The organism is Arthrobacter sp. 2MCAF14 (assembly GCF_052115645.1).
Lineage (GTDB): Bacteria > Actinomycetota > Actinomycetes > Actinomycetales > Micrococcaceae > Arthrobacter.
The window spans coordinates 1-24,546 of record NZ_JBFRHB010000039.1 but is presented as its reverse complement, the minus strand read 5'-3'; the positions used below and the strand labels follow the sequence as shown (position 1 = coordinate 24,546).

Below are 24,546 nucleotides of genomic sequence, written 5' to 3'. Positions count from 1 at the left end.
CCATGTTTGGTTTGGGAAAGCGTTTACGACGCGGCGGGTCGGTCATTCTTGAACCTCTGGCCTGTCAAACATGGGGAAAACGGTACAGTCAGGCGTGCGCGGGACCTGGGCCGGCGTTAAAGGCGGGCCGTCGTTAAACAGCCAGAGGCCGGCTCGAAAGCCGGCCTCTGCCAAAAACCCAGGAACTAGTCCTGTTTACCACTTACCCTTGCGGTTGAAATCGCGGTTGCCAGCGTCGCCGCCAGTGCGCGGCTTGCGTGCGCCTCGGTCGGCGTAGCTGCCCGTTCCGGCGCCGGCACCGGCGCCGCTGCGCTCGCTGTAGGAACGGCCGCCACGGTCAGCGGAGGAACGCTCGCCACCGGAGTAACCGCCACGGTCGCCTTCGGTCTTACGGAACTCCTTCTTGAAGCCACCGTTGCCCTTGAAGTTTCCGCCACGGTCTCCACCGGAGTAGCCACCACGGTCGCCGCCGCGGCTGCCACCGGAGTAACCGCCACGCTCGCCGCCACGGTCAGAGGCCGGCTTGCGACCATTGTCCAGCTCGAGGTGGATCAGCTCGCCGCCGATCCGGGTGCGGGACAGTGCGCGCAGCTGATCGGGGCTCAGGTCCGCCGGAAGCTCCACCAGGGAGTGGTCCGAGCGGATGTCGATGCCGCCGATCTGTGCCGAGGAGATGCCGCCTTCGTTGGCAATGGCGCCAACGATCGAACCCGGCATGACGCGCTGGCGGCGTCCGACGGCGATCCGGTAGGTGGCGTTGCCCTCGGTCAGGGTGCGGGTCGGGCCACGGGAACCGAAACCGTCCTTGGAGCGCTCGCGCTTCTGGAATTCCGGCGCAGCCGGCAGTTCCTTGACCAAGAGCGGCTGGCCCCCCTGTGCCATGACGGCCAGTGCAGCGGCGATCTCCGAAGCCGGAACGTTGTGCTCTTCTTCGTAGGAGGAGATCAAGTCACGGAACGCGGCAACGTCCTCGGACTCGAGGGTCTCGGTGATCTTGTCCGCGAACTTGCCCAGGCGCAACGTGTTGACCGTCTCGGCGGTGGGCAGGTGCATCTGCTCAACCGGCTGGCGGGTGGCCTTCTCGATCGAACGCAGCAGGTACTTCTCCCGCGGCGTCATGAATAGGATGGCGTCGCCGCTACGGCCTGCACGGCCGGTACGGCCGATGCGGTGGACGTAGGACTCGGTGTCGTGCGGGATGTCGTAGTTGACCACGTGGCTGATGCGCTCAACGTCAAGGCCGCGGGCCGCGACGTCGGTGGCCACGAGGATATCGATGCGGCCTTCCTTCAGCGCGTCGACAGTTCGTTCGCGCTGCTGCTGCGGAATGTCACCGTTGATCGCGGCGGCCTGGAAGCCGCGGGACTTCAGCTTGTCAGCCAGGTCCTCGGTTGCCATCTTGGTGCGCACGAAGGCGATAACGCCGTCGAACTCTTCCACCTCGAGGATGCGGGTCAACGCGTCGAGCTTGTGCGGGCCCATGACCTGCAGGTACCGCTGGCGGGTGTTGGCGCCTGTGGTGGTCTTGGACTTGACCGAGATCTCGGCAGGGTTGTTCAGGTACTGCTTGGACATCCGGCGGATCTGGCTCGGCATGGTGGCGGAGAACAGCGCAACCTGGCGGTCTTCCGGGGTCTGCTGGAAGATCTGCTCAACGTCCTCGGCGAAGCCCATGCGGAGCATCTCGTCGGCTTCGTCCAGTACGAGGTACTGCAGCTCGGACAGGTCCAGGGAACCCTTGGAGATGTGGTCGATGACGCGGCCCGGGGTACCGACAACAACCTGTGCACCGCGGCGCAGGCCGGCAAGCTGCGGGCCATAGGCGGAGCCACCATAGACAGGGAGAACCGTGAAGTCATCGATGTGCTTGGCGTACGAGGTGAAGGCCTCGGCAACCTGGAGCGCAAGCTCGCGGGTCGGGGCGAGAACCAGGGCCTGGGTCTTGCGGGACGGGCCGTTGAGGTCGTGGAGTTCGGCCAGGCGGGACAGTGCCGGTACTGCGAATGCTGCAGTCTTACCGGTGCCGGTCTGGGCGAGGCCGACGACGTCGCGGCCTTCGAGCAGCAGCGGAATGGTTGCTGCCTGGATCGGAGACGGCTTCTCGTAGCCGACGTCCTGCAGGGCCGCCAGGACGCGGGGGTCGATTCCGAGGTCGACGAAGCGGACGCCCTCGTCCTCTTCTTCGACGGGTGATTCGGCCGGGGTCTCGGCCGGGGCCGAAGCCTCAGCGGGTGCCTCAGTGAAGGCAGGAGCCTCAACCGGGGCCGGAGCCTCGATGAATTCAGCGGCAGGTGCGGTTTCGGCGAACTCGACGGCGGTCTCTGCTTCTTCAGCAGACTCGGCGACGAACGGGTCGTTCAGGTTTTCGGGCATAGGGGAAAGTTTCCTCATCCATAGGGGGCCAGTCGGCGCGGCCCGGTTGGGCTTGGCCGCAGTACACGTTGCGAACAGAAGAACCCGAAGGCTCTGTTGCTCGCAAGAAGTCCGGCGCTGTCGCAATCCCATGGCAGGACTTCCCGCTGCATCTCTTGGCTGCTATCTCAGCAGTCTGTACAGCGTTTTCTTCGCCCGGCTCTCCCTATGAAACTGCCCACACACATTTTGCGGGCCCCAACACTGACCAGTCCTGCCTCAAGAATTGGGCAGGAAAAAGGGATTTCCGGAGTGGGGGATAGTTCAAGTGTAGGGCACAGATTAGTCCCTTGGCGACATAACGGTCGACGGCGGCGGTGAGCTTGCGCACAAACCCGCCCCGAGCGCCCTCAAGGCCGCCCCTCAGGACGGCCGTTCGAGGACGTCCGTTCGAAGGCGGATCAGGCGTCCACCCCGTTGCGGCGCATGAGCTTTTCGAAGATGTCGTGGTAGTCGGACTGAAGCAGGACCTCTCCGTCGGCCTCCGCGTCGAGGAGCAACTGCATGTCATCGAGGTTGGGGTTGCTGAACCACTGCCCCACCGTGATGCCATGTTTCGGCACAAACAGTTTGTGGATGTAGTCCCCGGCCGAAATGGAACCGGTCTTCACCACGCGCAGATAGGTGCCGACGCGTCCAGCTTCCGTGAACCGCTTGACCCACTGCGGTTCATTCATGCGGCGTTGGAACGTTGCGCACGGCACACGCGGGGAGGTGACCTCGACTTCGACGTCCAGGCCGATCTTCCACCGTTCGCCGATCACGGCACCGCTCGTCTCGATCCCGGCTACGCGGAGGTTCTCCCCGAAGATCCCGGCGGGCATGTCCCTCTGGAGTTCACCCGCCCAGTAATCCGCATCCGCCTGGGAGTAGGCATAGAGCGCTTGGTCCTCGCCCCCGTGGTGGATCCGGCTCGCCTGGATGTCTCCGTGGATTCCCAGCTTGTGGACCTTCACCGGCCCGTCAACGGGGCGCTTGTCAATGGCCGTCACTCCGACCGACCCTTCGGGATCGGGCAGGAGTTCGTATACCCGGCAAACAGCAAGCAACGATGCGGTATCCATAACTACAGTCTACGTACGCAGCTACGGATCGAAGCGATATCCCATGCCGGCCTCGGTGTGGAGATGGCGGGGCTGTGCAGGGTCGCGTTCGAGCTTGCGCCGGAGCTGCGCAATGTAGACACGCAGGTACTGGGTCTCCTTCGCGTAGGCCTGTCCCCAGACCTGGGTGAGGATCTGCTGCTGGCTGACCAGCCGGCCGGCGTTGCGCACCAGCAATTCCAGGATGTTCCACTCGGTGGGTGTCAGCCGCACTTCTGCGCCGTCTTTGGTGATCTTCTTTCCGGCCAGGTCAACCAGGAAGTCGGCGGTCTGGAGCGTCGGCACTTCGTGCCGGGGCGCTGCCCGCCGCGAGGCGGCACGGAGCCTGGCCAGCAGTTCGTCCAGGCCGAAAGGCTTGGTCACGTAGTCGTCGGCTCCGGCGTCGAGGGCCTCTACTTTGTCTTCCGAACCGTGCCGGGCGGACAACACGATGATGGGCATGCTGCTCCAGCCCCGGATTCCTTTGATCACATCCACGCCATCCATGTCCGGAAGCCCAAGGTCGAGCACCACGATGTCCACGGGCTGCTGGGCCGCCGCCTTAAGCGCATCCGCGCCGTTGCCCACGCTGATGGCGTGGTAGCCGTGGGCATGGAGATTGATTTGCATCGCGCGGGCGATCTGCGCCTCATCTTCCACGATCAGCACGAGGTTCAAGGCCGCCCTCCTGTCCACAGAGGGAGTGTGACCACCATGGTCAGCCCGCCTCCCGGCGTCGCCTCAGCCATGAGCGTACCGCCCATGGCCTCCGTGAATCCCTTGGCGACAGCGAGTCCCAAACCGATTCCGCTGCGGCCGTCCCGGCTGGATGGAGAATCATCGAGTCGTTGGAAAGGCTGGAAAAGCTCCAGGACTGCCGCGGGCGCGATCCCCAAACCATGGTCCATCACCCGCAGTTCGCTGGCCGGCCGCCCGTCCACCGTGATGCCCGCTCCGGTCCGGGCGACAAGCACAACATCGGAGTCAGGTGCGTATTTCACTGCGTTTTCCACGAGGTTCGCCACGACGCGTTCCAGTATCCCGGCGTCGGCCTCTACATACGGAAGGTTGGCAGGAAGCTCGTTGCGGATGCGCTCCCCCGGCACGCCTCGCAAAGCCTCCGGCATGATCTGGTGCCAGCCCAGTCCGCGCAGCAGCGGGTTCACGGCATCCGCGGTGATCCGGGACATGTCCAGCAAGTTATCCACCAGGTGATCCAAGCGGTCCGCGTAGTCCTCGATGGTGGCCAACAGTTCGCGCTCGTCTTCGGGGGCAAAGGTCACGTCTTCCTGCCGCAGGCTGCTGACAGCAAGCTTGATGCCCGCCAGCGGAGTGCGGAGATCATGGGAGACGGCGCGCAGGATCGAGGTCCGCATTTTGTTGCCTTCGGCCAGGCGCACGTTGTCCTGCCTGCTCTTGACGAGTTGCTGGCGCTCCCGCAACGCCACCACGAAGGCGCCGAACGCCGCGAGCATGCGCCGATGCTGTTCGGAAAGCGGCCCGCCCCGGAGCAGGAGCGTGTAGTTGCGATCGACGACGGCGGCATGGTCGGCTGCCGCATGGGTCACCGGCGGTTGGAGCCCTGAGCTTGCAAGGACCTGCCAGTTGGGCCCGGGGGCATCCGGCGAGTCAAACGTGGAGAGCAGCGTCATCGACTCCATGCCGAGGTTAACGCGGATCTTGTCGAGGAAAGACTCGAGGCTGCCGTCCGAGCTCAGGATACGAAGGGCCAATTCGCTGAGGGCCTTTGCTTCGGCGCCGGAATGCGCGGCCTCTTGGGCCCGTCGGGTCGCCAAACCGACGGCGAGCGCCACTCCGCACGCCACAGCAAGGAAGATGACCAGAGTGAGAAGCGTGGCGGGATCCGCGATCGATAGGGAGCCCACCGGTTCGGCCGAGAAGTAGTTCAAGAGCATGCTGCCGAGGACGGCGGAGACCACGGCCGGCCATAATCCCCCGATTGCGGCAACGGCGGCGGAGACGGCCAGCTGGAAGAGCATGATCATGGCGAAGTTCCGGTATTCCAGCACGGATACGATGACTTCGATGGCAGAGGGTAGCAGCAGGGCCAGGACCAGGCCTGCCAGGATGCGGCGTCGCCCGATCCCCTTGGCTGCCCGAAGCTGCAGCCCTATTGCGTTCACGTCCGCGGCGGCCATGGCTCAATTCTGGCACGGCGCGGGTGCCGCGCCCGCGTCGACGGTCTCTACAGGACGCTTCGGGGAACATGTCCGGCCTTAGGATGCTGGCATGAGCCATTCAACGACGAATACCTCCGATGTCCTTGCCCTCGATTCCCTCTTGAGCTCCGAGGAAATGGAGCTTCGGGAGAAGGTACGTGATTTCACCGACCAGCGGATCCGGCCGAACATCGCCCGCTGGTACGAGGACGCGGTGTTCCCGCGGGAACTGCCGGCGGAACTCGGCGAACTCGGCGTCCTCGGCATGCACCTGGAGGGCTACGGCTGCCCGGGCCGCACCGCCGTCGAATACGGCCTCGCCGCGATGGAACTCGAGGCCGGCGATTCCGGCATCCGGACCTTCGTATCGGTCCAGGGCTCCCTGGCCATGACGGCGATCCACAAGTGGGGCAGCGAAGAGCAGAAGGAGCAATGGCTCCCGCGCATGGCAGCCGGCGAACTGATCGGCTGTTTTGCCTTGACAGAGCCGACGGCGGGTTCGGATCCGTCGTCGATGGCCAGCTTTGCGCGCCGCGACGGGACGGGCGACGACGCCGGCTGGGTGCTGAATGGTTCGAAGCGCTGGATCGGGATGGCATCGATCGCCGACGTCATGATCGTGTGGGCAAACACTGACGACGGCATCCGGGGCTTCCTGGTTCCCGCCGGAACTCCGGGAGTCACCACGACTCCCATCGACGCGAAGCTCTCCATGCGCGCCTCGATCCAGTGCGATGTGGTGTTCGACGCCGTCCGGCTCGGTCCGGACGCCCTCCTCCCGGGTGCCGTTGGCCTCCGCGGCCCGTTCTCCTGCCTCAACGAGGCGCGATTCGGCATTGCTTGGGGTGCCATGGGCGCGGCCCGTGACTCCTACGAGGCCGCGCTCGAATATGCCGGAAGCCGCATGCAATTCGGCAAACCCTTGGCCAGCTACCAGTTGACCCAAGAGAAGCTCGTGAACATGGTCCTGGAAATCCAGAAGGGCACCATGCTCGCGCTACATCTGGGACGGCTCAAGGATGCAGGCAAACTGCGAGCGGAACAGATCTCGGTGGGCAAGCTCAACAATGTGCGCGAGGCAATCAAGATCGCCCGCGAAGCCCGCACCATTCTGGGTGGCAACGGCATCACGCTGGATTACCCGCCGTTGCGCCATGCCAACAACCTGGAATCAGTGCGCACCTACGAAGGGACGGACGAGGTACACACGCTGATCCTGGGCCAACACATCACGGGGGTTCCGGCTTTCCGCTAGCTTCCTGCGCGAGGATCAGGCTCCGACAGGAACCGGTTCCTTCTTCCCCGCATCCTTCTTCTTTGTATCCTGGCGGATTGTCGCGCTGATGACGGCGGCCACCGTGCACATCGCTGCCGCACCGATCCATGCATAGGTGTAGTGGCCCGTGGCGTCCCGGATGTAACCTGCGAGCAACGCGGCGGCCGCGGCCCCGAGCTGGTGCGCGGCGAAGACCCAGCCGAACACCACCGAACCGTCCGCCCCGAACACCTTCCGGCAGATGGCCGCCGTCGGGGGCACCGTGGCTACCCAGTCCAGGCCGTAGACCACAACGAACAGGATCATGCTGGGTTGCACCGTGGACCCCAAAAGCACGGGCAGCACCAACAGCCCGACCCCGCGGAACTGGTAATAGACGGCCAGGAGCACCTTGGGGTTGAAGCGGTCCGTCAACCACCCGGAAGCGATGGTGCCGACGATGTCGAAGATCCCGACGACGGCCAGCAAGCCTGCTGCGGTGGTTTCCGGCATTCCGTGGTCGTGCGCCGAGGGAATGAAGTGGGTGCCGATCAGGCCGTTGGTGGTGGCACCGCAGATGGCGAAACCGGCAACCAGTGCCCAAAAGGTGCGCACTTTGCTGGCGCGTTTGAGGACCTGCAGGGCCCGCACGGCCGCGTTAGGCGTCTTGGCGCCTTCAGCTTGGGTGGCGTCCGCGACAGGGGCGGCTTCCGCCGTCGTCGGCTGCTCTTCTTCGGCACCGTAAGGCTGGACCCCGACGTCGGCGGGCGAGTTCTTGAGCCAGCGCAACACGAGCGGCACTACGGCAAGCGCCCCGGCTGCGATGAGCAGCGAGGCGCCACGCCAGCCCGGGCTCTGCGCGAGCACCGCGATGAAGGGCAGGAACACAAGCTGCCCGGCGGCGCTGCCCGCCGTCAGGATGCCGATCACGAGTCCACGGTTCTTGGAGAACCACGTGTTGGCGATGGTGGCCGCGAAAACCAGGGCCATGGATCCGGTGCCGAGCCCGATCAGCACACCCCAGGTCAGCAGGATCTCCCAGGACTGGTTCACGAACACCGTCAGCGCGGAGCCGAGGCCGATCAGGCAGAGGGCAATCGAGGTGACGGTGCGGATGCCGAAGCGTTCCATGAGCGCGGCAGCGAAGGGCGCCGTGAGGCCGAACAACACCAGGTTGATGCTGACGGCGAGCGACAGGACGGTTGTTGACCAGCCGAATTCCTGCTGCAGCGGCACCATGAGCACGCCGGGCGCTGCGCGGAACCCGGCAGCGCCCACAAGTGCCAGGAACGCGACGGCGGCCACCATCCAGGCGGGGTGGAGGCGCCGCTTCCGCGGAGTCTTGCCAGCTGATTTGCCGGCGGAAAGTTTGGTGGGATTGGGTGCGGTCATGCGGAGGGCTCCGATTCATTCGGGAGGTCGCGTCTGGGAGGAGCAGTGGCCAAAGCCAACGGGTGTTCGGACCGCGTGAGGCTATGCCAGCTGGTGTTGGCGGCGGTCAGCCGGGACCCGCAGTGGGAGCAGGTATCAGCCGACGCCGTCGGCAGTCCGCAACCGTTGTGAATCACGCGCATGTGGGCGTTGTCCGCCGGCGCATCGAGATGTTTCTCGGACCAGAGGATGATGGCGTTCAATACAGGCAAGGCATCTTCGCCCTTGGGGGTGAGGACGTACTCCTGGCGCGTGCGGGCGCCATCCAGGTAGGGCCGTTGGGCAAGGAGGCCCGCTTCAACCAGCCAACCCAGTCTTTTGCTGAGGACGTTGTCCGCGATGTGGAGCCGGGTCTTGATGGCGTCGAAGCGACCGTTGCCGAAGAAGACCTCGCGCAGCACCAGGCTCCCCCACGGGTCTCCGAGGATATCGAGGCCGCGGGCCAGGCTGCACGTCCGCTCGGACCAATCGGATCGTAAGGGCATGGTTTGAGATTAGCTGGCTTTTCTAAAGAAAGCTAGGAGTCATTGCCCGGCTACATCGTCCGGCGCCATTGCCTGTGGCCATCGTCCGTGGCCATCAAGAGACCGCACGGTGGCCGGATGATGTCTTCGAATTTTACCGAGGGTTTATCCGGGGAGCCTAGATTCGCAGGGTCAATCCCGCTTATGAAAGGCAGCTCTTCGATGTCAACGGACACCCGCCAAACGAAGAATCATTCCAACGCTGGAATCTCCCGACGAGGCTTTCTCGGCACCGCCGCCGCAGCCACAGCCCTCGCAGCCACGGGTTCGCTCTTGCCGCCTTCCGTCCAGGCAGCCATGGCCAAGCCGGTGGTGCCGGGAAGCCTCCAGTCCATCAAGCACGTCATTGTGCTCATGCAGGAGAACCGTTCCTTCGACCACTACTTCGGTTCGCTCCGCGGTGTACGCGGCTACTCAGACAAGTCCATCACCCGGCTGCCCAACGGCCGTTCCATGTTCGAACAGCCCCGCGTCACCGGCGAAAGCGTCCTGCCGTTCTCACTTCGCAAAGCTGCGGAGCTCGCCGGCCGGCCGGATTCGGATATCCAGTACCTGAACGCCTTGGACCACTCTTTCTCGGGCACTACTGCAGCATGGAATCACGGCTGGTGCGACAAGTGGGTCCCGGCCAAGAGCGCCTCCACGATGACGTTCTATGAGCGCTCGGACATCCCCTTGCAGTACGAGCTCGCTGACACTTTCACGATCTGCGATGCCTACCACTGCTCCGTGAACGGCTCCACCAACCCCAACCGCAACTACCTCTGGAGCGGCACCACGGGAACCGAGCCCGGCAGCACCAAGCGTGCCGTGACGAACGCCGCCTACAGCTACGACCATGGGGGCTACAACTGGACCACTTACCCGGAACGGCTTGAACAGGCCGGCATCTCTTGGCAGATCTACCAGGATTGGGACAACTTCACGGACAACGCGGTGGAGTACTTCCAGACATTCAAGGCGATCGGCCACAAGATGCTGGCAGCTGTGGACGGGAACCTGCGCACCGCCGAGGAGTTCTACGACAAACTCGCGGGCAAGACGCCGGCCGAGCAGGACCGCCTCCTCGCCCAGTTGGAACAAGCCCGGGGGCTCCTGAGCGACGCCGAGAAGGCTCTCTTCGACAAGGGCATGCGTCGCGGCCGCCCTAACACCCTCTTGCAGCGCCTCAGCGCAGACATCAGCGCAGGCTCCCTGCCGCAGGTCAGCTGGCTCGTACCCTCCGCTGCCGATTCCGAGCACCCCAGTTCCTCCACGCCCGTGGGAAGCGCCAACTTCGTCTACCGCCTGCTGGACACCGTTGCCAGCAACCCGGAGATCTGGGCCAGCACCGCCATCTTCCTGAATTTCGACGAGAACGATGGCTACTTCGACCACGTTCCCCCGCCCGTGCAGCCTCGCCCGGAATCGGGCGAATCCACGGACTGGACCACGGCGTTGCCCGTTGGCCTCGGACCCCGTGTCCCTATGACCGTCGTGTCACCGTGGACCATCGGGGGCTATGTCAGCTCCGAGGTTTTCGACCACACCTCCGTCATCCGTTTCCTGGAGCGCTGGACCGGCGTGCAGGAACCGAACATTTCGCCGTGGCGCCGTGAGGTGTGCGGTGACTTGACCGGCGTCTTCAATTTCGACGCCGCGGGCTCGCCGCCGGCCCTGGATCACCCGGGTCCGGTGCCGGCCAAGATCTCCCGCTGGCGTCCGAACCCGCCGGCCGTGCAGGTGGCACCCATCCAGGAATCCGGAAGCCGACCGGCACGCCCGCTTCCCTACCGGCCACGGACATCCGCTGCGGTGACGGCCAGCAACATTGCACTGTCCCTGGACAACAACGGCACGCAGTCTGCCCACTTCACGGTTTACGGCTACGCGGGCGAGGTCACCGAACCGCGGCACGTCGATGTGAAGGGCCCGGTGACGGTGCAGTTGCCACTTGCCGGAGGCTCCTTTGACTTGATCGTCACGGGCCCCAACCGTTACCAATACGAACTGAAGGGCTCGACGGCGGGTGCCGCGTCCGGCGTCGACGTCACCGTCAATGGCCCGCGCGGCCAGAAGGCAGTGGAAATCGAATTGCGCAACAACGGAGACAAGACCGTCCAACTCAACATCGCAGCGCTGCAGTATGTCGGGGATGCTGACCAGCAGGTCTTGAAGCCGGGCCAGAAGAAGAAAATCGGCTGGCAGACGCTCCAAGGCTGGTACGACGTCGAATTGACCTCACCGGACGACCCTTCCTTCCGTCGCCGCCTCACGGGGCGCGAAGAAGACGGCCAGGTGGGCATCTCCGGCTAGGGAGACACCACTCCTGACCATGTTTGAATGCAAATCGGCCGGGACGCGCCGCTGTGATGGCGCGTCCCGGCCGATCTGGTCATCAAAAAAGGTCAGAAGTTGAGGGGCTTTCAGTCAGTGATGTTGCCGATCGCCTGCTCGAGGTCCGCGATCAGGTCCTCGACGTCCTCGATGCCGCAGGAAAGCCGGATCAGGTTGACCGGAACGGCCAGCTCAGTGCCCTTGACCGAAGCGTGCGTCATCTCCGAGGGGTAGTTCATGAGGGACTCGATGCCGCCCAGGGATTCGGCCAGCGTGAAGACCTGGGTGGACTCGGCCACCTTGCGGGCCGCAGCTTCGCCGCCCTTGAACTGCACGGAAATCATGCCGCCGAACTTCTTCATCTGCTTGGCCGCGAGCTCGTGGCCCGGGTGGGAAGGCAGGCCCGGGTACAGCACGGCTTCAACCTCGGGGCGCTCAAGCAACCATTCAGCCACGGCCTGGGCGTTCTCGCTGTGGCGGTCCATGCGCACGCCGAGCGTCTTGAGGCCCCGGGTGGTCAGGAACGCATCCATAGGTCCGGACACGGCGCCGACAGCGAACTGCACAAAGCCGATCTTTTCGGCCAGTTCGGCGTCCTTGACCACGATCGCTCCGCCCACGACGTCCGAGTGGCCGCCGATGTACTTCGTGGTCGAGTGGACCACGACGTCGGCACCCAGGGCGAGCGGGGTCTGCAAGTAGGGCGAAGCGAAGGTGTTGTCGACGACAAGGAGGGCACCGGCGTCGTGCGCTACTTTGGCGAGCGCCTCGATATCGGTGATCTTCATCATCGGGTTGGAAGGAGTCTCCACCCAGACGATGCGGGTCTTGTTCGCCGCGACGGCCGCCGCAACGGCGTCAAGGTTGGACATGTCCACTGGTGTGTTGCCGATGCCCCACTCACCGAGCACGCGGTTGATGAGCCGGTACGTTCCGCCGTATGCGTCGTTGCCAAGGACGATGTGGTCGCCGGGCCGGGCAACGGCACGGATCAGGGAGTCCTCGGCGGCGAGGCCCGAGCTGAAGCTGTAGGCGCGGGTTCCGCCCTCGAGCGCGGCGAGCTGTTCCTGCAGGGCATCGCGGGTGGGGTTGGTGCCGCGGCCGTACTCGTAGCCGTCCCGCAAACCGCCTATGCCGTCCTGGGCATACGTCGAGCTGAAGTGCAGCGGCGGGACCACGGCGCCGGTGCGCGGTTCGAAGGCCTGGCCGGCGTGGACGGCACGCGTGTTGAATCCTGCTTCGTTTGCAGACATATGTACTCCTAGTGTCAGTTGCTCAGGTAGGCGAGAAGGTCGTGGCGGGTCAGGATGCCCACGGGAGCTCCGACGAACGTCACCATGACAGTGTCGACGTCGGAAAGCAGCTCGCGTGCGGCGGAGATGGTTTCCAAGAAGCCGATGACCGGCAGGCGCTCCCCCATGTGCTCGGAGATCTTGTCGGTCAATTTCGCCTCGCCACGGAACAGCTTGGAGGTCAGCGTGCGCTCATCGACGGCGCCGAGCACCTCGCCCATGACCACCGGCGGTTCCTGCGAGAGGACCGGGATGTGCGAAACCCCGAATTCGTTCATGATGTTGATGACATCGCGCACGGTCTCGTTGGGATGAATGTGGACAAGGTCCGGCATCTCGCCCGTCTTGGACTTCAAAACCTCGCCAACCGAGGCTTCCTCCCCGCCGGAGAGGAAACCGTAGGAGCGCATCCACTTGTCGTTGAAGATCTTGGCCAGGTAGCCGCGCCCGGAGTCCGGCAGGATCACGACGACGACGGCTTCCTCGCCAAGGTCTTTGGCCACCTGCAACGCGGCAACTACTGCCATGCCGGATGACCCGCCGACCAGGAGGCCTTCCTCGCGGGCCAGTCGCCGGGTCATCTCAAAGGAGTCGGCGTCGCTGACGGCAATGACATCGTCCGGCACGGTCTTGTCGTAGTTGGCCGGCCACATGTCCTCGCCGACGCCTTCCACGAAGTAGGGCCGCCCGGTGCCGCCCGAGTAGACCGAGCCTGCCGGGTCTGCGCCGATGACCTTGACGCGGCCGCCGTCGGACTCCGGCCGGTTGGCGGACACATCCTTGAGGTACCGCCCTGTACCGGTAATGGTGCCGCCTGTGCCCGCGCCGATCACCACATGGGTGATCTTCCCGTCGGTGTCACGCCAGATCTCTGGCCCGGTGGTTTCGTAGTGGCTGCCGGGGGCGGCGGGGTTGGAGAACTGGTCCGGCTTGTAGGCTCCGGGGATTTCCGACACGAGCCGGTCGGAGACGCTGTAGTAGCTTTGCGGACTGTCCGGGGCCACAGAAGTGGGAGTGACCACAACTTCGGCGCCGTACGCCTGAAGCACAGCACGCTTGTCCTCGCCCACTTTGTCCGGGACAACGAAGATGCACCTGTAGCCCTTTTGCTGGGCCACGAGGGCGAGTCCGACGCCGGTATTGCCCGAGGTCGGTTCCACGATGGTTCCGCCCGGCTTGAGCTTTCCGTCCCGCTCTGCCTCCTCGATCATCTTCACCGCGATGCGGTCTTTGATCGAGCCGCCGGGGTTCACATATTCGAGCTTCACCAGAATGGTGGCTTTGATGTCCCCGGTCACGTGGTTGAGCTTGATGAGCGGTGTATTGCCAATGAGGTCCAGGACGGACTGGGCGTACTTCATAGGTACCAAGTTACCGCTTGGTCGGGACTGCTTCGGTGCAGCGGAGGGTCGGGGCGGCGGCGGGTCCGCGTCCGCTTCGCGTCTAGCCAAAGGACGGCCTCGCGGGGCAAGCTAGCGGGGACACCCTCCAAGGAAAGGACATGCACCATGGATTGGACCCTCGAAGTGGTTGTGCTCCCCGTGAGTGACATTGACCGTGCCATCGAGTTCTACCGTGACAAAGTGGGCTTCAACCTCGACCACAACACCACGAACGAGCACATGCACGTGGCGCAGCTGACCCCGCCGGGCTCCGGATGTTCGATCGTCGTCGGAGACCTGCCCGCGCAGAGCGAGATGGCGCCGGGTTCCATGCGGGGCCTTCAACTTGTAGTGGCGGATGCGCGTGCTGCGCGCGAGGAATTGCTCAGCCGCGGAGTCGAGGCCAGCGAAATCACCGTCTTTGACGAGCGCGACGGCGGCACGTTCTTCGGCTTCAGCGATCCGGACGGAAACACCTGGGCGGTGCAGGAACTCAAGGTCCGTGCCGAGAAGCCATTGATTCCGTCGGAGGCCCGCGGGCGCTTCGGAGAATAGGCAACCGACTCACTCAGCCGGTGCAGTGCCTCCTGCCGAAGAGTCGGTCTGCCAGAGGCCCAGGATGTTGCCTTCAGTGTCCTTGAAATAGGCGTAGTAGCCCATTCCCGGAACAGCATCCTTGCCTTTGACCACTGAGCCGCCCGCACTCTCGATTTGGCCGAGCGATGCCTCGATGTCTTCGACGTCGACCGTGATGATGGGAGTCTTCAGCTCTTCCGAGCGCGGGAAAAGTGCGCCATTGATGGCCCCCGGCGAGCTCGGCATGCCCGTCTGCGGGTCTGACGGCGTGGTGATTGCGATCGTGTAGTCCATCTCCTGCATGGGGTTGAGCATCCAGCCGAAGGCACCCTGGTAGAAAGTGTTGGCCCGCTCCTTGTCGTCCGCGGGGATTTCAAAATGCACAACACCGGCCATTGCGTTCTCCTGAAATTGTCATGGAAGGCGCAGACGCCCCGCGCCACACGTGGAGTCTAGTCGTGTGGGTTTCGCGGCGTAAGGGGCTTGAACGCCGCACTTTTGGAGTGTTGTCGGACGAGCATGCGACCATGAATGAATGACCATCGTCGATGCCCCACCCGCCGCAGCGGCTGCGGCCGACGCGTCGCTGCGATGGCACTCCGGCGGCCCTTTCGACCTTCTGCAGACCCTGGGAATCCTCATGCGCGGCAACGGAGATCCCTCGTTCGCGGCGCGGCATGACGGCGTGTGGACGGCGTTCACGACGCCGGACGGTCCGGCCACCTTGCGCCTCACCGCCGCGGGAACCGGCCAAGACACGCATGTCGATGCCCAGGCTTGGGGCTCCGGCGCCGATTCGGCAATCGCCTCTGTGCCTGCGCTGTTGGGGAGCGGGGACGACTGGTCCGGCTTTGACGAGGCTGCGTTCCATGCGACTCTTCCGCGGATGGTCAGGGAAGCCCGACGCCGGAACCTCGCCGTCCGATTGCCTACCACCGGGCGTGTGGTGGACTCCCTCGTACCCACGATTCTTGAGCAAAAGGTCACCACTATCGAAGCCCGTCGGGGCTACCGCTACCTGATGTACCGTTACGGGACCGCAGCGCCAAGCGGGGGCCGCCTTTCGACGTCGAGCCTGCCGTCGGGCCTGCTCGTCGCGCCGACCGCCGCCCAATGGTTGGCCATTCCTTCATGGGAATGGCACAAGGCCGGCGTGGGTCCCCAGCGTTCTGCAACAGTCATGCGGGCGCTGCGATCCGCCGTCGCGCTCGAACGGCTCGCCTCACTCAGCGCGGCGGAGGCCAGGGCCAAGATGCAGACGATTCCTGGCATTGGCATCTGGACGGCTGCCGAGGTCGTCCAACGAACCCATGGTTGCCCGGATTCGATCGCGGTGGGCGACTACCATTTGGCCTCGTACATCGGTTACGCGCTCACGGGCAGGAAAACGGACGACGCCGGAATGATCGCCCTCCTGGAACCCTGGCGCGGGCACCGGCAGCGGGTAGTCCGGATGCTCGGACTCAGCGGCTTCCGCAAGCCGACGTTCGGACCGCGGATGACCATCCAGGACCACCGGGGGCACTAGCGTCACTAGCAACGCGGGGTCACTTACGGCCCATGTTGCTGCCCGGCATCGGCCGTAAGTGACCCCGCGTTGGCCTAGACGGAGCGGAGTTTCGCCCGCTTGATCCGGACAATGAGGCCGGTGAACCCTTCGGCCAGGTCATCGGCGTTGGCCTTGAAGTAGGACCAGCCGGCGCTGGTGAAAGCCTCGTCCCTCCGGTTGTCCCTTGTCTGCCGTTCCCGCGTGAGATGCGGGGCACCGTCATACTGCACGGCGATCCGGAATCGCCGGTACCCCAGGTCCGCGGAAGGAGACCACGGATCGCCCGGATCGAGGCGGAGCTGCAGTTCCGGTTCAGGCAATCGCGCATCCACCATGGCCAGCCGCAGGAATGTCTCCGGAAACGAATCTGCCCCGACGCGCATGTCTTCGAGGGCAAGCCGGGCCTTCTCGACGCCTTTCATGTTCGGATGCTGCCGAATCAGGAGCCGCAGCCCGTCCTTGTTTGCGTAGGACTTGGTCCTTCCTTCTAGGCCCGGCCGGGGCAAGCGGATCAACTGGTCGCCCATGGCAATCACGTACCGAAGCGGCAACTGATGCGCCAGGTCAAGCCACGTCCGGGATGGGGAGGACACAGGAATTCCGTCAATTTCCGTGACTTCCTCCGGGAGGACACGGACTCGGTGTCCCGTCACCCCAGTTCGTCGGACCCTGGGAAGCGCATGGGGCTTGCTCAGGTGGACCGTCTCGCCGCCGCCCAGCCACGGAGGAAGGCCGAGGCGGGTCAATATCGCGGCACTCTCATGGGACACCCAGGCGCCCGGTGTTGCCGCGGCAAGGATCCGTGCCCTTTCGGCAAACTCAAACTCGCGACCCGCAGGCAAGTAGATCAGGCGGCCGCCGTCGGACACGTCCCTGGCCCGGAGCCGCTTCGGAGCGACGCCAAGCACGCGGGATTCATAGACCGTGAAAGGACGGTTACTGAGTTCCTTCGGCAGAGGAATGATGCGGACCATGGGATCCAGTTTGGCCGCAAACGGACCCCGACAAGGAGTTATCCACAGGCAGACTTCCAACCACGCCAACGCGGGGTCACTTACGGCCCATGTCGGGCAGCAACATGGGCCGTAAGTGACCCCGCGTTGGAATTAGAGTCCGAGGCGGGCGATCGCTTCTTCGCGCATGTCGATCTTGCGCACTTTGCCGGACACCGTCATGGGGAAGCTCCCCCGGATGTCCACGTAGCGCGGGATCTTGTAGTGGGCCAGTTTGCCGCGGCAGAACTCCTGCACCCCGTCCAGGTCCAAAGCTGCTCCCGGTTTGAGGATGATGCAGGCCATCAGCTCTTCGCCGTACTTGGCATCCGGAACGCCGATGACCTGGACATCCTGGATGGCGGGATGCCGGTACAGGAACTCCTCGATTTCGCGCGGATAGACGTTCTCGCCGCCGCGGATGACCATGTCCTTCATTCGGCCTTCGATCACGATGAAGCCGTCCGGGTCCATCCGGGCGAGGTCGCCGGTGTGCATCCAGCCGTCGTCGTCGATAGCCTCGGCTGTCTTCTCCGGCTGGCCCCAATACCCTGCCATCACGGCGTAACCCCGCGTGCACAACTCGCCGATCCCGCCGCGTTCCAGGGTTTCGCCGGTGCCTGGATCCACGATCTTGGACTCGAGCCGGGGCATCGTGCGCCCTACTGTCGTGGTCCTCTGCTCCAGGGTGTCCGCCGCGAGGGTCATAGTGGACACGGGCGAAGTCTCGGTCATCCCGTAGCAAATGGCCACGTCCCGCATGTTCATCTCGGAGATGACACGCTCCATGACCTCGATAGGGCACAGAGAGCCTGCCATGACGCCGGTACGCAGCGTGGAGAGGTCGTAGGAGGCGAACTCCGGCAAAGCCAGCTCGGCGATGAACATGGTGGGCACGCCGTACAGCGAGGTCCCGCCAAAATCCTGCACGGCTTCCAGGGCGGCAGCCGGGGTGAATCCGCGCCCGGGGATGATGGTAGCCGCACCGTAGCTCAGGGCATTCAGGTTCCCGATGACCATGCCGAAGCAGTGGTAGAACGGCACCGGAAGGACCACCCGGTCGCGTTCCGTATATCCCAGCAGCCTGCCGATCTGGTTGCCGTTGTTGAGGATGTTGTGGTGGGTCAGCGTGGCACCCTTGGGGAAGCCTGTGGTCCCCGAGGTGTATTGCAGATTGATGGGATCGTGCGGGTCCAGTTCCGCCATGCGAACCTTGAGCGCTGCGGGCGCGACGTCGTCCGCCCGCTTGAGCAGTTCGGCGTACGTCAGCTCGGCGTCGGTTTGCGGTTCGCCTGCGTTGAGCATGTCCAGTCCCAGATCGGGGAGGAACACCAGCTCTCGAAGCTCAGGACAGCTGGCCAAGGCCTCCCGGGCCATGCCCACATAGTCGCTGTTCTTGTCCGATGGAGCGGCCACCAGCATCCGCATGCCGTTCTGGCGGACCACGAATTCCAGTTCGTGGCTGCGGTACGCCGGGTTGACGTTGACCAGGATCGCCCCGACCTTCGCCGTGGCGTATTGCAGGATGGTCCACTCGGCGCAGTTCGGGCTCCAGATGCCTACTCTGTCGCCTTTGGCGACGCCCTTGGCGAGCAGCGCACGCGCGAGCCGGTCGACGTCGTCGTTCAGCTTTTCGTAGCTCCAGCGCCGCGCCTCATCGCCGGGCACCACGGCGGCTTCGATCAGCGCATCCCGCAACGGAAACCGCGCCGCGACGCGTTCAAAGTTGGCGCCGATGGTCTCTTCAAGCAGCGGGACGTCAGTGTCCCCGGCTGTGTAGGAAAGCATGAACGCACGCTACCAACTCCGCGGGGCCAAGAGAAGACTTTTGCTTGGAAGTCCTACAAAATATTTCAGGGCGTTGCCTAGCCAGCCGGTAATGTGAATCCAATGAGTGCACCCATTGACCTGCAGGCCACGTTCATTCCCAACGACGGCGAATTCTTCCGCGTCAAGCTCGCGCTGGAAATCGCGATCGACGAGGTGGTGAACGAACCCGGCTGCATCCGCTTCGAGCTCACCGAAGCCAACGAGGACAAGCTGATCCTGACCGAGCAGTGGGCCTCCGAGGAACACCTCGACATCCACACCAAGGGCATCGCCGTCCAGGACCTCAACGAATCCCTCAGTGCACTGCTGGCCGAGCCGGTGAAGCTCGACCGCCTCTAGGAGTTTTCTGCGCGCTGCTTTGCGATGTGCGCGTGGACCTCATCCATGTCGAGCCCCTTGACGGCCTCGATGACCTGCTCCAGCTGGGGTCCGTTCAGCGCGCCCGGCTGCGAGAACACGAGGACCTTTTCGCGGAACGCCATGAGCGTGGGGATGGAGGAGATACCGGCTTCGGCAGCGAGCTGCTGCTCGGCCTCCGTGTCCACCTTGGCGAAGAACACATCGTCATGCTTCTCGGAAGCGGCCTTGTATGTGGGGGCAAACTGCCTGCAAGGGCCGCACCACGCAGCCCAGAAATCCACGAGGACAATGTCATTGCCCTCGATGGTCGACGCGAACTGCTCCCCGGTGATGTCAACTGTAGCCATGCTTCCACGGTACGCGACCGCGCCGCCTAAGTCGCCTCTGTTCGCTACCCGGCAAACCGGGAATAAAGCACGACGGCGGGCGGCTGGGACCCGGTCGAGCGGAGCCGGTTGGGGAGAAATCACCTAAGCCTTGCGAGCCATTGAACGCATGTTTAGTATGTTAAACATGCGTTCAATGGTTGACGATCTCAACACCCGCGCCCGCATCCGGGACGCCGCGATTGCCTTGTTCGGCAGGCAAGGCTTCGCCGCCGCCACCATCCGGGCCGTCGCCGCCGAGGCAAGAGTGAGCCCGGGCCTCGTGATCCACCATTTCGGCAGCAAAGCCGGTCTCCGAGAAGCCTGCGACACGCATGTGTTGGCCGAAACCGCGGGACAGGGCATCCAGAAAACCGACCCCCAGGCAGTGGGCACGCAGATCCGGAACTTCCTGTCCCACCCCGAGCAATACGCCCACGAGATCGCATATGTCCGGCAGTCCCTCAGCGACGAGTCCGACGCCGGCGACGCCTTCTTTGACGGCGTGGTGGCCCAGACCCGGGCCATCATCGAGGCCGGAATCGCGGGCGGCACTATCCGGGCCTTCGACGATGTGGCAACCACCGCCGTCGTGGTCGCGACGAATAGCCTCTCGATGCTGGTGCTCGGCAGGCACGCGGCCCGGGCGGTCGGGACGAGCGAGCTGGGTCCGGACATGCTCCGCGCACTGACGCTCCCTACCGTTGACCTCTACACCAACGGCTTCTACACCGACACCCGATTCCTCGATGCCGCGCGCGCAGCACTGCAGGCACGGGCGCCGGAACCCACCGGAACGGAGACCGCATCATGAGACAGGCAATCGTCGTCGAAGGACTGCGCAAGAAGTTCGGGCGGCGGGAAGTCCTGCACGGCATCGACTTCAGCGTGGAACCGGGCAGCGTGTTCGGCGTTATCGGCCCCAATGGTGCGGGCAAGACCACCACCATGCGCTGTCTGCTGGACATCATCCGCCCCAGCGGTGGAAATGTTCAGGTGCTCGGCGAAGATCCGCGCCACTCAGGACCTGAGCTACGGCGCAGGATCGGCTACCTCCCGGGCGAGCTGTTCCTGGAGCAGCGCATCACCGGGCGCAGGCTCCTGGACCACTACGCGGCCATCAGCGGTCCGGTGAAACCCGGACGCATCGACGAACTCGCTGAGCGTTTGGACCTGGACCTCGACCGCCACACGCGCAAGCTTTCCAAGGGCAACAAGCAGAAGCTTGGGCTGGTCCAGGCCTTCATGCACAGCCCCGAGCTCCTCGTTTTGGACGAACCTACCAGCGGGCTGGATCCCTTGGTCCAACAGGAGTTCCTGGCCATGGTGCGGGAAGCCCGCGACAACGGGCAAACCGTCTTCCTGAGTTCGCATGTCCTCAGCGAAGTCCAGCAGGCCGCGGACGAGGTGGCGATCCTGCGGGACGGCAAAATCGTCACCGTAGCCACAGTGGATGCCCTCCGCGAAACCGCCCTCCGGCACTTGCGGCTCACAGCCAGCGGCATCACAGCAGACGACGTCGGTGCGCTGTTGGGCCGGGTACCCGGCGTCGGGGCGCTTGAGGTGCTCAAAGCGGGTGACGGCGTCGAGGTGTCCGCGGTTCTAGAAGGCGGCATCCAACCGTTGGTGCAAGCACTGTCCACGCTTCAGCTGAAGGACCTGGTGTTGGAAGAGCCTGACTTGGAGGAATCGGTACTGAAGCTGTACGGACACACGGGAAATTCAGGCAACGGCAAGCGCAACGGCACGGCCCGGAAGCCGCTGGAGGCATTGAAAGGAACCGGCAATGGATAGGAAAATGCCTCTCTTCAGGCGCGCTTTCCTCGACCCTTGGCGTTCAACCCTCGGCTGGGCAGCGGGCCTTGCAGCGGTGATCGCCCTCTACGTGCCGATCTTCCCGTCAATCAGCAGCAGCTCTCAGATGCAGGTCATGATCGATTCCCTTCCGCGCGAAATGACCAAGGCTCTGAACTACGACCAGATCGCAACCGGACCGGGCTACACCCAGGCAACGGTGTACGGACTCATTGGATTCCTCCTTATGACCATCGCCTCCGTGTCGTGGGGCGCTGCCATTGTGGGCGGCGACGAGGAATCGGGCCAGTTGGAACTGACTTTGGCACACGGGGTCACACGCACCCAGGTTGTGCTGGAAAGGGCGCTGTCGCTGCTACTGCGCATCGCGCTGCTCTCGGCCATCGTCTTCTCGGTAGTCCTTATGCTCAATGAATCGGCCCGGCTCAAAATCAATCCGCAAAACCTGTTCGGCGCCACTGTCCTCTTTGCAGGGCTGGCCCTCTTGAGCGGCACGACAGCACTGTTCGTCGGTGCCATAAGCGGACGAAAGACGTTCGGGCTGGCAGCCGGTGCGGCGGTGGGCGTCCTAGGCTACGTGTTCAACGCCGTCGGGCGTCAAAGTCCGGACGTCGAATGGCTCCTCAATCTCTCCCCTTATCACTGGGCCTACGGCAACTCACCGGTGACCAATGGGGCGGATTGGGCCGCCGCCGGCTGGCTATGGGGAATCTCGGCAGGACTGGTGTTGCTGAGCGCGGTTGCGCTGCAAAGGCGCGACGTCGGGGCGTAGCGACGCTTGCGGGCGCCGGGCCCCAAGTGCCGGCGGTACCTTCGGCTAGTGCCAGAGGTGCGGGGCGGCCTTGCGGGCGCCGGGGAGCGCGTTGTTCTCGCGCCACTCGTGGATCCATTCAGGAAGCTCGAGGTCTGCGGGAGGCTCGCCGAACTCGGCCAGGATTTCCTCTTGGCTCACAGGCCGGCCCTCGGCGACAAGCCGGGTGGCGATGTGCGCGCGGGCGTAGATCTCGCCGTCCACCACCATGCGTTGTTCAAAGTAGATTGCCTTGGAATCGAGCCCGATGATCTTGGACTCGATGGTGTATTGCTGCCAAAGCTGCAACGACTTCCGGAATGCGATGGTCTCCCCTGCAGCCACGGGGCTCCAGCCCCGGCGGCGCATCTTCTGCCAGATCCCTGCACGCACCATAAGGTCGAAGCGTCCAAGATCCATCAGCGAGAAGTACATGCCGTTGTTTACGTGCATTGCGATGTCGATGTCCGTGGGCAGTACGCGCATGGGCAACGAGGACATACCCCAAACGCTGAGCCGGCTCCGCCTGGACGAGGTGAACAAGATCAAGAGGGTTCGCAGAAGCAAATGCATAACCGCCATGTTACTCCGCAGTAACATTTCGGCACAGCTTCGTTTTGTGTGTCGCTACATGGCATGCCGTTTACCGCCGGTTCACGTGCCGCGGGAAGAATGTCTGAAAACAAATTGCAGAAGGCACCAAGGAGATCCCGTGAGCACCACCCAAACCATCAGGACACACGCAGAGGTGTGGCCGGAACTGCCGCTCCACCAGGAACTGGTGCTGCAGGACACCCGCGGCAACAGGATCGTGGGCACCTTGGACGGCATGACCGAGGATCGCAGCACGCTCTGGATCCAGTTGTCCGGAGGCCTGGGTCGGCAACTCGTCCACCATCAGGACGGATACTGGCTGGAGCCGGGCAGCGCGAGCTAAAACCGGCGGGGGCACGGCGCCGCCGGTGGGCACCCGCCGTCGTGCGCGCCCGAGAGGCCAGCGACGCGGAAATTCGTCGTCGACACCCGAAATCCCTGACGACACCGGAATTCGGGCGTCGAGAGTCCATCCGCGCCTCGCACGAAATTTTCCGCGTCGAACGGCCCTTCCAAGCAAGCACGGACAAACAAAAAAATCCCCGGAACCATATGGTTCCGGGGATTTAATTTTGTGGCAGATGAGGGATTCGAACCCCCGTAGGCGTTGCCAGCTGATTTACAGTCAGCCCCCTTTGGCCGCTCGGGTAATCTGCCGAACTTCAAAAGAAGTCACTCCCGATCATCGTTTCGTTTCCGATCCGGTAAGCGCGAGCAAGACAACCTTACAGAACTTCTGCCGAAGAATCGAATCGAGGCGCCGAAGCCTCAAAACAGGCGAAAATCTCAGGCCCCACCAAATATCCGGCCCGCCAACTTGGCCTCGAAACTGGCTGCTTGCTCCAGCGTGATCTGGTTGAGCTGCACGGCCCGCAACAAGTCCGAGTGGACACCATCCATCCGCGATGCCGCATCAGGAACCGGGCTCAGGACCACGGACGCTGCGAGCGCCGCGGCTGCAACCGCGGTTGCTGCGGTGGCGGCGGCGGCTCCGATTGAACCGGCGGCGGCAGCGGCTGACTTGGTGACGTAACGGACGGCCTGGTTGCTCATGGTGCTCCCTTTCAGGATGGGATCTTCAAACTGTTACAACTCTGTCTGGGCAGTCTCAGTTCCGGCCATGCGTGTGCTGTGAGCGAACTGTGAACGCTCAGCACACGCCGGGCGCTTCCGTATTAGGCTGGTTGGCAGACAAAGCCGCCCGTTTCCGGGCCGCAACGCAACAACCAAAGGAGAGTCATGGCAGGCGAATCCACATTCGACGTCGTCAGCAAGGTAGACAAGCAGGAAGTCGCCAACGCGCTCCACCAGTCCCAGAAGGAAATCGCACAGCGATACGACTTCAAGGGCGTCGGCGCGGAGATCGACTTCAGCGGCGAAAAGATCCTCATGAAGGCCAACTCCGAGGACCGCATCCTCGCTGTCCTGGACGTCTTCCAGTCCAAGCTCATCAAGCGCGGCATCTCCCTCAAGTCCCTCGACCAGGGCGAGCCATACCCTTCCGGCAAGGAATTTCGCCTGGAATGCTCCATCAAGGAGGGCATTGCCCAGGACATCGCGAAGAAGATCAACAAGATCATCCGCGACGAAGCCCCGAAGTCCGTCAAGTCCCAGATCCAGGGCGACGAACTCCGCGTCACCTCGAAGTCCCGCGATGACCTGCAGGAAACCATGAACATCCTGAAGAAGTTCGAAGAGGTCGATCTCCAGTTCGTGAACTTCCGCAGCTAAGACTTCGCTGCGGCCCAGGCCGCCATCCGGAAGTACGACGACGGCGCGTTGCCCCCAGAGTGGGCAACGC

At 63.9% G+C, this 24,546-nt stretch carries 24 protein-coding genes and 1 tRNA gene; 10 read left to right on the top strand and 15 right to left on the bottom strand.

Features of this window, described 5'->3' with window-relative positions:
* Positions 1-195: 195 nt before the first annotated feature.
* The 4 genes from AB4074_RS20720 to AB4074_RS20705 form a co-directional block, all read right to left on the bottom strand.
* Positions 196-2,373 (bottom strand): DEAD/DEAH box helicase, encoded by a 2,178-nt coding sequence (locus tag AB4074_RS20720; RefSeq protein WP_441415076.1) that lies wholly within the window; start codon positions 2,371-2,373, stop codon positions 196-198.
* Positions 2,374-2,813: 440 nt separating this feature from the next.
* Complete coding sequence (locus tag AB4074_RS20715) at positions 2,814-3,476, bottom strand: MOSC domain-containing protein (RefSeq protein ID WP_441415075.1); 663 nt, start codon at positions 3,474-3,476, stop codon at positions 2,814-2,816.
* A 21-nt stretch (positions 3,477-3,497) separates the two neighbouring features.
* Positions 3,498-4,172, bottom strand: a complete 675-nt coding sequence (locus tag AB4074_RS20710; RefSeq protein WP_236812356.1) for a response regulator — start codon at positions 4,170-4,172, stop codon at positions 3,498-3,500.
* Positions 4,169-5,653, bottom strand: coding sequence for a sensor histidine kinase (locus AB4074_RS20705; RefSeq protein WP_441415074.1), 1,485 nt, complete (start codon positions 5,651-5,653; stop codon positions 4,169-4,171). Before AB4074_RS20705 ends, AB4074_RS20710 begins: the two co-directional genes overlap by 4 nt.
* Before the next feature lie 91 nt (positions 5,654-5,744).
* Between AB4074_RS20705 and AB4074_RS20700 the strand changes: the two genes are divergently transcribed.
* Positions 5,745-6,929 (top strand): acyl-CoA dehydrogenase family protein, encoded by a 1,185-nt coding sequence (locus AB4074_RS20700; RefSeq protein ID WP_441415073.1) that lies wholly within the window; start codon positions 5,745-5,747, stop codon positions 6,927-6,929.
* A 15-nt stretch (positions 6,930-6,944) separates the two neighbouring features.
* On the opposite strand, the gene AB4074_RS20695 is transcribed toward AB4074_RS20700, so the two are convergent.
* Positions 6,945-8,321, bottom strand: a complete 1,377-nt coding sequence (locus AB4074_RS20695; RefSeq protein WP_441415072.1) for an MFS transporter — start codon at positions 8,319-8,321, stop codon at positions 6,945-6,947.
* On the bottom strand, positions 8,318-8,845 hold the full coding sequence (locus tag AB4074_RS20690) for a winged helix-turn-helix transcriptional regulator (RefSeq protein WP_441415071.1): 528 nt from the start codon (positions 8,843-8,845) through the stop codon (positions 8,318-8,320). The genes AB4074_RS20695 and AB4074_RS20690 overlap by 4 nt, the downstream gene beginning before the upstream one ends.
* 201 nt (positions 8,846-9,046) lie before the next feature.
* On the opposite strand from AB4074_RS20690, the gene AB4074_RS20685 reads away from it, so the two are divergent.
* On the top strand, positions 9,047-11,179 hold the full coding sequence (locus AB4074_RS20685; RefSeq protein ID WP_441415070.1) for a phosphocholine-specific phospholipase C: 2,133 nt from the start codon (positions 9,047-9,049) through the stop codon (positions 11,177-11,179).
* A 110-nt stretch (positions 11,180-11,289) separates the two neighbouring features.
* On the opposite strand, the gene AB4074_RS20680 is transcribed toward AB4074_RS20685, so the two are convergent.
* A complete protein-coding gene (locus AB4074_RS20680) occupies positions 11,290-12,453 on the bottom strand; it encodes a cystathionine gamma-synthase (protein ID WP_437771114.1) in 1,164 nt (387 codons plus the stop codon).
* Positions 12,454-12,467: 14 nt separating this feature from the next.
* Positions 12,468-13,853, bottom strand: a complete 1,386-nt coding sequence (locus tag AB4074_RS20675; protein WP_236812368.1) for a cystathionine beta-synthase — start codon at positions 13,851-13,853, stop codon at positions 12,468-12,470.
* 147 nt (positions 13,854-14,000) lie between these two features.
* Here AB4074_RS20675 and AB4074_RS20670 point away from each other — a divergent pair, with 147 nt between their 5' ends.
* Positions 14,001-14,429 (top strand): VOC family protein, encoded by a 429-nt coding sequence (locus AB4074_RS20670; protein WP_441415069.1) that lies wholly within the window; start codon positions 14,001-14,003, stop codon positions 14,427-14,429.
* A gap of 9 nt (positions 14,430-14,438) precedes the next feature.
* Here the strand turns inward: AB4074_RS20670 and AB4074_RS20665 are convergent, their stop codons facing one another.
* A complete protein-coding gene (locus tag AB4074_RS20665) occupies positions 14,439-14,846 on the bottom strand; it encodes a VOC family protein (protein ID WP_236812371.1) in 408 nt (135 codons plus the stop codon).
* 139 nt (positions 14,847-14,985) lie between these two features.
* On the opposite strand from AB4074_RS20665, the gene AB4074_RS20660 reads away from it, so the two are divergent.
* Complete coding sequence (locus AB4074_RS20660; RefSeq protein WP_441415068.1) at positions 14,986-15,978, top strand: DNA-3-methyladenine glycosylase family protein; 993 nt, start codon at positions 14,986-14,988, stop codon at positions 15,976-15,978.
* A 74-nt stretch (positions 15,979-16,052) separates the two neighbouring features.
* Here the strand turns inward: AB4074_RS20660 and AB4074_RS20655 are convergent, their stop codons facing one another.
* Both AB4074_RS20655 and AB4074_RS20650 read right to left on the bottom strand, forming a co-directional pair.
* Positions 16,053-16,973, bottom strand: coding sequence for a hypothetical protein (locus tag AB4074_RS20655; protein WP_441415067.1), 921 nt, complete (start codon positions 16,971-16,973; stop codon positions 16,053-16,055).
* Positions 16,974-17,105: 132 nt separating this feature from the next.
* The gene (locus AB4074_RS20650) at positions 17,106-18,779 is read right to left on the bottom strand and encodes an AMP-binding protein (RefSeq protein ID WP_441415066.1); all 1,674 of its coding nucleotides are present in this window, start codon (positions 18,777-18,779) and stop codon (positions 17,106-17,108) included.
* A gap of 102 nt (positions 18,780-18,881) precedes the next feature.
* On the opposite strand from AB4074_RS20650, the gene AB4074_RS20645 reads away from it, so the two are divergent.
* Positions 18,882-19,160 carry a putative quinol monooxygenase gene (locus tag AB4074_RS20645; protein ID WP_441415065.1) on the top strand — a complete coding sequence of 93 codons (279 nt, stop codon included), beginning with the start codon at positions 18,882-18,884 and terminating at the stop codon, positions 19,158-19,160.
* Here AB4074_RS20645 and AB4074_RS20640 read toward each other — a convergent pair.
* Complete coding sequence (locus AB4074_RS20640) at positions 19,157-19,528, bottom strand: thioredoxin family protein (protein WP_265981735.1); 372 nt, start codon at positions 19,526-19,528, stop codon at positions 19,157-19,159. The genes AB4074_RS20645 and AB4074_RS20640 overlap by 4 nt on opposite strands.
* A 175-nt stretch (positions 19,529-19,703) precedes the next feature.
* Here AB4074_RS20640 and AB4074_RS20635 point away from each other — a divergent pair, with 175 nt between their 5' ends.
* The 3 genes from AB4074_RS20635 to AB4074_RS20625 are packed head-to-tail and all read left to right on the top strand — an operon-like array spanning position 19,704 to position 22,133.
* Entirely contained in the window at positions 19,704-20,360 is a 657-nt protein-coding gene (locus AB4074_RS20635) for a TetR family transcriptional regulator (RefSeq protein WP_441415064.1), read from the top strand.
* Positions 20,357-21,340: an ABC transporter ATP-binding protein gene (locus AB4074_RS20630; protein ID WP_441415063.1), complete on the top strand. Its 984-nt coding sequence runs from the start codon at positions 20,357-20,359 to the stop codon at positions 21,338-21,340. The genes AB4074_RS20635 and AB4074_RS20630 overlap by 4 nt, the downstream gene beginning before the upstream one ends.
* A complete protein-coding gene (locus AB4074_RS20625) occupies positions 21,333-22,133 on the top strand; it encodes an ABC transporter permease subunit (protein ID WP_441415062.1) in 801 nt (266 codons plus the stop codon). The genes AB4074_RS20630 and AB4074_RS20625 overlap by 8 nt, the downstream gene beginning before the upstream one ends.
* A gap of 45 nt (positions 22,134-22,178) precedes the next feature.
* On the opposite strand, the gene AB4074_RS20620 is transcribed toward AB4074_RS20625, so the two are convergent.
* Positions 22,179-22,724: an acyl-CoA thioesterase gene (locus AB4074_RS20620; RefSeq protein WP_441415061.1), complete on the bottom strand. Its 546-nt coding sequence runs from the start codon at positions 22,722-22,724 to the stop codon at positions 22,179-22,181.
* 139 nt (positions 22,725-22,863) lie between these two features.
* Here AB4074_RS20620 and AB4074_RS20615 point away from each other — a divergent pair, with 139 nt between their 5' ends.
* Positions 22,864-23,088 (top strand): hypothetical protein, encoded by a 225-nt coding sequence (locus AB4074_RS20615; protein ID WP_441415060.1) that lies wholly within the window; start codon positions 22,864-22,866, stop codon positions 23,086-23,088.
* A 232-nt stretch (positions 23,089-23,320) separates the two neighbouring features.
* Here the strand turns inward: AB4074_RS20615 and AB4074_RS20610 are convergent.
* Positions 23,321-23,402 (bottom strand) — tRNA-Tyr (locus AB4074_RS20610).
* A 129-nt stretch (positions 23,403-23,531) separates the two neighbouring features.
* Positions 23,532-23,798 (bottom strand): hypothetical protein, encoded by a 267-nt coding sequence (locus tag AB4074_RS20605; RefSeq protein WP_437771123.1) that lies wholly within the window; start codon positions 23,796-23,798, stop codon positions 23,532-23,534.
* Between the two features lie 186 nt (positions 23,799-23,984).
* Here AB4074_RS20605 and AB4074_RS20600 point away from each other — a divergent pair, with 186 nt between their 5' ends.
* On the top strand, positions 23,985-24,476 hold the full coding sequence (locus tag AB4074_RS20600; RefSeq protein WP_236812384.1) for a YajQ family cyclic di-GMP-binding protein: 492 nt from the start codon (positions 23,985-23,987) through the stop codon (positions 24,474-24,476).
* Positions 24,477-24,546: the final 70 nt, after the last annotated feature.

Coding starts and splice junctions, on each gene's coding strand:
- AB4074_RS20640 (WP_265981735.1), bottom strand. CDS start 19,528: ATGGCTACAGTTGACATCACCGGGGAGCAGTTCGCGTCGACCATCGAG.
- AB4074_RS20605 (WP_437771123.1), bottom strand. CDS start 23,798: ATGAGCAACCAGGCCGTCCGTTACGTCACCAAGTCAGCCGCTGCCGCC.
- AB4074_RS20650 (WP_441415066.1), bottom strand. CDS start 18,779: ATGCTTTCCTACACAGCCGGGGACACTGACGTCCCGCTGCTTGAAGAG.
- AB4074_RS20600 (WP_236812384.1), top strand. CDS start 23,985: ATGGCAGGCGAATCCACATTCGACGTCGTCAGCAAGGTAGACAAGCAG.
- AB4074_RS20685 (WP_441415070.1), top strand. CDS start 9,047: ATGTCAACGGACACCCGCCAAACGAAGAATCATTCCAACGCTGGAATC.
- AB4074_RS20720 (WP_441415076.1), bottom strand. CDS start 2,373: ATGCCCGAAAACCTGAACGACCCGTTCGTCGCCGAGTCTGCTGAAGAA.
- AB4074_RS20680 (WP_437771114.1), bottom strand. CDS start 12,453: ATGTCTGCAAACGAAGCAGGATTCAACACGCGTGCCGTCCACGCCGGC.
- AB4074_RS20695 (WP_441415072.1), bottom strand. CDS start 8,321: ATGACCGCACCCAATCCCACCAAACTTTCCGCCGGCAAATCAGCTGGC.
- AB4074_RS20625 (WP_441415062.1), top strand. CDS start 21,333: ATGGATAGGAAAATGCCTCTCTTCAGGCGCGCTTTCCTCGACCCTTGG.
- AB4074_RS20690 (WP_441415071.1), bottom strand. CDS start 8,845: ATGCCCTTACGATCCGATTGGTCCGAGCGGACGTGCAGCCTGGCCCGC.
- AB4074_RS20660 (WP_441415068.1), top strand. CDS start 14,986: ATGACCATCGTCGATGCCCCACCCGCCGCAGCGGCTGCGGCCGACGCG.
- AB4074_RS20620 (WP_441415061.1), bottom strand. CDS start 22,724: ATGCATTTGCTTCTGCGAACCCTCTTGATCTTGTTCACCTCGTCCAGG.
- AB4074_RS20700 (WP_441415073.1), top strand. CDS start 5,745: ATGAGCCATTCAACGACGAATACCTCCGATGTCCTTGCCCTCGATTCC.
- AB4074_RS20645 (WP_441415065.1), top strand. CDS start 18,882: ATGAGTGCACCCATTGACCTGCAGGCCACGTTCATTCCCAACGACGGC.
- AB4074_RS20715 (WP_441415075.1), bottom strand. CDS start 3,476: ATGGATACCGCATCGTTGCTTGCTGTTTGCCGGGTATACGAACTCCTG.
- AB4074_RS20635 (WP_441415064.1), top strand. CDS start 19,704: ATGGTTGACGATCTCAACACCCGCGCCCGCATCCGGGACGCCGCGATT.
- AB4074_RS20665 (WP_236812371.1), bottom strand. CDS start 14,846: ATGGCCGGTGTTGTGCATTTTGAAATCCCCGCGGACGACAAGGAGCGG.
- AB4074_RS20675 (WP_236812368.1), bottom strand. CDS start 13,853: ATGAAGTACGCCCAGTCCGTCCTGGACCTCATTGGCAATACACCGCTC.
- AB4074_RS20655 (WP_441415067.1), bottom strand. CDS start 16,973: ATGGTCCGCATCATTCCTCTGCCGAAGGAACTCAGTAACCGTCCTTTC.
- AB4074_RS20705 (WP_441415074.1), bottom strand. CDS start 5,653: ATGGCCGCCGCGGACGTGAACGCAATAGGGCTGCAGCTTCGGGCAGCC.
- AB4074_RS20630 (WP_441415063.1), top strand. CDS start 20,357: ATGAGACAGGCAATCGTCGTCGAAGGACTGCGCAAGAAGTTCGGGCGG.
- AB4074_RS20670 (WP_441415069.1), top strand. CDS start 14,001: ATGGATTGGACCCTCGAAGTGGTTGTGCTCCCCGTGAGTGACATTGAC.